At 48.9% G+C, this 6790-nt stretch carries 2 protein-coding genes; both read left to right on the plus strand.

Annotated features, from left to right (window positions below; translation table 11 throughout):
- Nucleotides 1–3936: tandem-95 repeat protein (locus tag DVO77_RS18805; protein ID WP_119979396.1), on the plus strand; the 3936-nt coding region annotated here is incomplete at its 5' end.
- Between the two features lie 247 nt (nt 3937–4183).
- Nucleotides 4184–6790, plus strand: a 2607-nt coding sequence (locus DVO77_RS18810; RefSeq protein WP_162924225.1) for a retention module-containing protein, incomplete at its 3' end; no start/stop codon positions are given.

The raw sequence follows: 6790 nt of genomic DNA on the forward strand, positions 1-6790 counted from the left end.
ATGACGGTGCCCATCGCCGATGCCGCTAACCTCACCTTTATGCCCGATGAGAACTGGAACGGCCAGACCACCTTTGACTATCATTCGGTCGATAATGATGGCTTGGCCGATACCACGCCTGCCACTGTCACTATCACCATTGATGCCGTCAACGATGCGCCTGAGACCGATAACTTAGCCACTTCAGGTAACGAGGACACCTTGATCACGGTGCCGGCCTTAAGCGGTAGCGACCTCGATGGTCAGGTGGTGAGCTTTGTGATTGACAGCCTGCCTGCCAATGGCACCTTGATGCTCAATGGCGAGGCCGTGAGTATTGGCATAACGGTGCCCATCGCCGATGCCGCTAACCTCACCTTTATGCCCGATGAGAACTGGAACGGCCAGACCACCTTTGACTATCATTCGGTCGATAATGATGGCTTGGCCGATGCCACGCCTGCCACTGTCACTATCACCATTGATGCCGTCAACGATGCGCCTGAGACCGATAACTTAGCCACTTCAGGTAACGAGGACACCTTGATCACGGTGCCGGCCTTAAGCGGTAGTGACCTCGATGGTCAGGTGGTGAGCTTTGTGATTGACAGCCTGCCTGCCAATGGCACCTTGATGCTCAATGGCGAGGCCGTGAGTATTGGCATGACGGTGCCCGTCGCCGATGCAGCCAACCTCACCTTTATGCCCGATGAGAACTGGAACGGTGAAACCACCTTTGACTATTATTCGGTCGATAATGATGGCTTGGCCGATACCACGCCAGCCACTGTCACTATCACCGTTGATCCCGTTAACGATGCGCCTGAGACCGACGATTTAGCCACTTCAGGTAACGAGGACACCTTGATCACTGTGCCGGCCTTAAGCGGTAGTGACCTTGATGGTCAGGTGGTAAGCTTTGTGATTGACAGCCTGCCCACCAACGGCACCTTGATGCTCAATGGCGAGGCCGTGAGTATTGGCATGACGGTGCCCATCGCCGATGCCGCTAACCTCACCTTTATGCCCGATGAGAACTGGAACGGCCAGACCGCCTTTAACTATCACTCAGTCGATAATGATGGCTTGGCCGATGCCACGCCTGCCACTGTCACTATCACCATTGATGCCGTTAACGATGCGCCTGAGACCGACGATTTAGCCACTTCAGGTAACGAGGACACCTTGATCACGGTGCCGGCCTTAAGCGGTAGTGACCTCGATGGTCAGGTGGTGAGCTTTGTGATTGACAGCCTGCCTGCCAATGGCACCTTGATGCTCAATGGCGAGGCCGTGAGTATTGGCATGACGGTGCCCGTCGCCGATGCAGCCAACCTCACCTTTATGCCCGATGAGAACTGGAACGGTGAAACCACCTTTGACTATTATTCGGTCGATAATGATGGCTTGGCCGATACCACGCCGGCCACTGTCACTATCACCATTGATGCCGTCAACGATGCGCCTGAGACCGATAACTTAGCCACCTCAGGTAACGAGGACACCTTGATCACGGTGCCGGCCTTAAGCGGTAGTGACCTCGATGGTCAGGTGGTGAGCTTTGTGATTGACAGCCTGCCTGCCAACGGCACCTTGATGCTCAATGGCGGGGCCGTGAGTATTGGCATGACGGTGCCCATCGCCGATGCCGCCAACCTCACCTTTATGCCCGATGAGAACTGGAACGGCCAGACCGCCTTTAACTATAACTCAGTCGATAATGATGGCTTGGCCGATACCACGCCAGCCACTGTCACTATCACCGTTGATCCCGTTAACGATGTTCCTGAGACCGATAACTTAGCCACCTCAGGTAACGAGGACACCTTAATTACGGTGCCGGCCTTAAGCGGTAGTGACCTCGATGGTCAGGTGGTGAGCTTTGTGATTGACAGCCTGCCTGCCAACGGCACCTTGATGCTCAATGGCGAGGCCGTGAGTATTGGCATGACGGTGCCCATCGCCGATGCCGCTAACCTCACCTTTATGCCCGATGAGAACTGGAACGGCCAGACCACCTTTGACTATCATTCGGTCGATAATGATGGCTTGGCCGATACCACGCCGGCCACTGTCACTATCACCGTTGATCCCGTTAACGATGTTCCTGAGATCACAAATATTGATCCGGCAAGGGTTTCAGAAGAAGGACTACTCTATGGAATAGAGGATGATAATACTGGTGATGCCGATACCACAAATGAGGTCAGTACATCTGGTATTATTAGCTTTACCGATGTTGATAGCTCCTCCTTTGATGTATTGGTTTCTGATCCCGTAGGATTGACCTCGGGTGGTGACCCCGTAGATGTGTGGGAGCGAGATGGTAACACTTGGACTGGTAGCACACAAAATGGGCTTCTTGTAATGACCATTATAATCGGAGAGGTTGAAGGCACTTCTCCTGACTACACCGTCGGCTATCAAATCACTCTCAATGCAAACATTGATCACCCCTCAAACAGCGATGAGGATATATTACAGTTCAATTTAGGGGTTACGATAAATGATATGCTGGGTAACAGTATTCCAAGCGAGCTGCAGGTAACAATTGAAGATGACTCTCCCATAGATGAAGTTGACGAGTCTGCCGAACTTTCAATACTCAACGCTATTGGTCAGTCTATATCAGGCGATCTCTTCGCTCCTGGTGCGGATGGAATTGGTGAAGTTGTTTTTACCGTGGAAACCGCTGGGCTTAAATACAATGGTGAATATTTGAGCTATAGCATGAGCGGTAATACATTAACCGCGACGGCCAAAATCGATGAACTCACAACTATAGATGTATTTACCCTTACAGCAGTTCAAGATCTTGATGGTCATTACGACTATCAGTTTAATCTGTTACAGGAAATTCAATTAGAATCGACAATCAGTTATGATGTCAGTGGCGCTCCTGCAAACAGCAAAGGCACCTACTTCGTCCATTCTGATGGCTCAATATCAGCTGGGGATCCAACACCCGGGCTTACTGTCATCGCAGAAATAACAGGCACAGGCAGTCAATCCAAGATCAACTCTAACAACGCTGGCATTGGCGTTGATGACAATGTTTCAATTGGCAATGGTGAGGCCGTTAGATTCGATTATGTAAATGGTGGTACTAGCTCAGCATTGATTAGTCTCGGAGTGGGTAATAATGATACTCGTGATGGAACAAGTTACTTTTATTATAAAGTGACTTATCAAAACGCTGGAGTCGTTGAATTTACAGATCAGTCTTTCGTTGGCACTCAAGATCTAGAAATCATTGCTCCCATCGGAGACACAATATTAGCCATTGAAATTTTCTATGATAATACCCATGATGATGACCCTAATAACCCCGGAGAAGCTTTCCAAGTTTTTGCTGTCTCATCAAATACAATAGTTACAGAGTTGCCTATCGGAGTAGAATTCTCTTATATAGCAACAGATGGTGATAACGATAGCGTTATCTTTGCTGATGATCCAGATGATGGGCATTTCACTATTGTAGTTGAGCCATCCGAAACTATGCAATTAGCAACGATGTCAGCAGATAGTAGTAGCCCTAAAGGCTTAATCGTGAATGAATCTACTGACCCTAGTACAGGGATAGAAATTCTAATCGGCACAAATGGGTCTGATACGATTGATTTAGGAAATGACACTGACCCTGATATCGCTATTTGGGAGGTGGGCGCAGCGGATGGAAACACAGATATCATCATTAACTTTGACATAAACAACGATATGCTTGATTTATCAGATATTTTGGTAGATGAGCAATCAGGTAATTTAGAGGATTACCTTAACATCACATTCGATGCTGTAAACGGAGACACCATTATCACGATCGATGCCAATGGAGACGGTAGTGGATTCGATGATCTAACCATTATCCTACAAGATACGAATGTTAATCTTAGTGATTTAACAACTATGAATAATTTACTTGGTCAAAATCCATTGGTAGTCGACACTATCCCTTAAGTCAAAAATCTAACACAAAATAAAGCCAAACAGACAATAAAAAGCTGTTTGGCTTTCTACTTCAAACACATACCAAATGGCTTATTCATGCGAAGTGAACACTCAACCACTAACCTTTGTATGATTTATGCGTCAAAAAATTGACCCCCAAACAATAGCTTGCTAGCATCCCAGATTGAGATAAATTCGATAACAACTGCAATACACCTGTATGCAGAAATGTTAATTAAAGGTGTGGGAGCTGGTCATGCAATCAATCGTTACAACAGCAAATGGAAAGATCACAGATACTCATGGAAAGATCTTGATTGAAACCGCTAGCGGAACAAAAAATATAGCTATTGGTGAGCAGATCCCTGCAGGGTCAACACTATTCATTCCCACGGAATCAAATCTATCTATCGCATTTGAAGATGGCAGCATGTTCAATAGCAGCGACTCAATGGCACAACAACCTAATATTGCTGATAATAGTGAAACAAATAACACTGAAAACTTTGATGCATTAACTGAAATAGAGCAACTTCAAGCTCTGATTGAATCAGGAGAAGACCCCACAGCAAACTTACCTGATACTGCAGCAGGTAACGCTCAAGGCAATGAGGGAACATCTGGTTTTGTTTCTGTAACAAGAAGCGGCGCTGAAACCCTAGCAGCCAGTGGTTATGAGTCCACAGGAGCTGCTCCTACTGCAATTGCCTTAGAAGATGACTTGACACAAAACACCTTTGAGTTAACTCAAGTCGCACCCAGCACAGTCACTTTACTCGCCCCAACCGAAGTCAATGAAGGTAGTAGCATCACCTATACTGCTGTAGTAGATAATGCCCCTCTAGAAAGCGATTTAGTTATCACTCTTTCCAACGGTGCAACCATCACCATCGCAGCCGGCCAGACTTCAGGTACTGTGACCATTGACGCCCCTAGTGATGATGTCTATATCGATGGCGAGACCCTAACCGTCAATGTCACAGGCAGTGAAGGCGGTAACTATGAAGATCTCGAGCTGGGTAACACTGTCGACACCCAGATCAATGACACGATTGACACCACAACCGTCACGCTCAGCGCCCCTAGTGAGGTCGATGAAGGTGGCGACATTACCTATACCGCTACGGTCAACAATGCACCACAAACCGATCTGGTTCTAACCCTCTCCAATGGCGCCACCATCACCATCGCTGCCGGCCAGACTTCAGGTACTGTGACCATTGACGCCCCTAGTGATGATGTCTATATCGATGGCGAGCCCCTTACCGTCAATGTCACAGGCAGTGAAGGCGGTAACTATGAAGATCTCGAGCTGGGTAACACTGTCGACACCCAGATCAATGACACGATTGATACCACAACCGTCACGCTCAGCGCCCCTAGTGAGGTCGATGAAGGTGGCGACATTACCTATACCGCTACGGTCAACAATGCACCACAAACCGATCTGGTTCTAACCCTCTCCAATGGCGCCACCATCACCATCGCAGCTGGCCAGGCTTCAGGTACTGTGACCGTGGAAGCGCCAAGTGATGATGTCTATATCGATGGCGAGACCCTTACCGTCAATGTCACAGGCAGTGAAGGCGGTAACTATGAAGATCTCGAGCTGGGTAACACTGTCGACACCCAGATCAATGACACGATTGACACCACAACCGTCACGCTCAGCGCCCCTAGTGAGGTCGATGAAGGTGGCGACATTACCTATACCGCTACGGTCAACAATGCACCACAAACCGATCTGGTTCTAACCCTCTCCAATGGCGCCACCATCACCATCGCAGCCGGCCAGACTTCAGGTACTGTGACCGTGGAAGCGCCAAGTGATGATGTATTTGTTGACAGCGAAACGCTAGTAGTCGGAATAGATAGTGCTCAAGGCGGTAATTTTGAAGACTTGGATACCAGCAACACAGTCTCAACACTGGTTAATGACACTACAGACACAGTTTTTGCCCAGATCAGCGTTGACACAACCAGTGTCAATGAAGGTGGTGAAATCACTTACACTGTGTCTTTGGTGGATGCAAATGGAAACCCAGTAACACTTCCTGACGGAGCTTCAGTTAGCGTTTCACTCGACTGGACTGGCTCAGCTTCAACGGCAGATGTCGACAATTTACCCACAAGTGTGACTATCACTGGCGATAACCAACAAAGCTTTACAGTTAATACGATCAACGATGACATCTATGAAAACAGTGAGAACCTAATTGTTACCATCAGTGATGTCACAGATATAGACAATAGCCTCGAACAGCTTGAAATCGGTACTAACAGCAGCGCCGACACCACCATCGTCGATGCGCAAGGTGCCCCTGAGGTCAGCATTACCGCGAACCAAAGCAGCGTCACCGAAGGTGAGACCGCAAGCTTTACCGTCAGCATCGACCAAGTGGCCAGTGAAAATGTCGTAGTCAACTTCACCTACTCTGGCGTCGCCAAAGACGGCAGTGACTTCACCGGCGTCGCCAGTGTCACCATTCCCGCCGGCAGTGCCGATGTGCAGCTGGACATTAACACCCTAATCGATAGCGTCTATGAAGGGGCCGAAGACTTCACCGTCACCATCGACAGCGTCACCGGCGCCGATGCCACCATTGGTACTGACAATAGCGCCGACACCACCATCGTCGATGCGCAAGGTGCCCCTGAGGTCAGCATTGTCGCGAATCAAAGCAGCGTCACCGAAGGTGAGAGCGCAAGCTTTACCGTCAGCATCGACCAAGTGGCCAGTGAAGATGTCGTAGTCAACTTCACCTACTCTGGCGTCGCCCAAGACGGCAGTGACTTCACCGGCGTCGCCAGTGTCACCATTCCCGCCGGCAGTGCCGATGCGCAGCTGGACATTAACACCCTA

The organism is Shewanella algidipiscicola (assembly GCF_003605125.1).
GTDB classification, from domain to species: domain Bacteria; phylum Pseudomonadota; class Gammaproteobacteria; order Enterobacterales; family Shewanellaceae; genus Shewanella; species Shewanella algidipiscicola.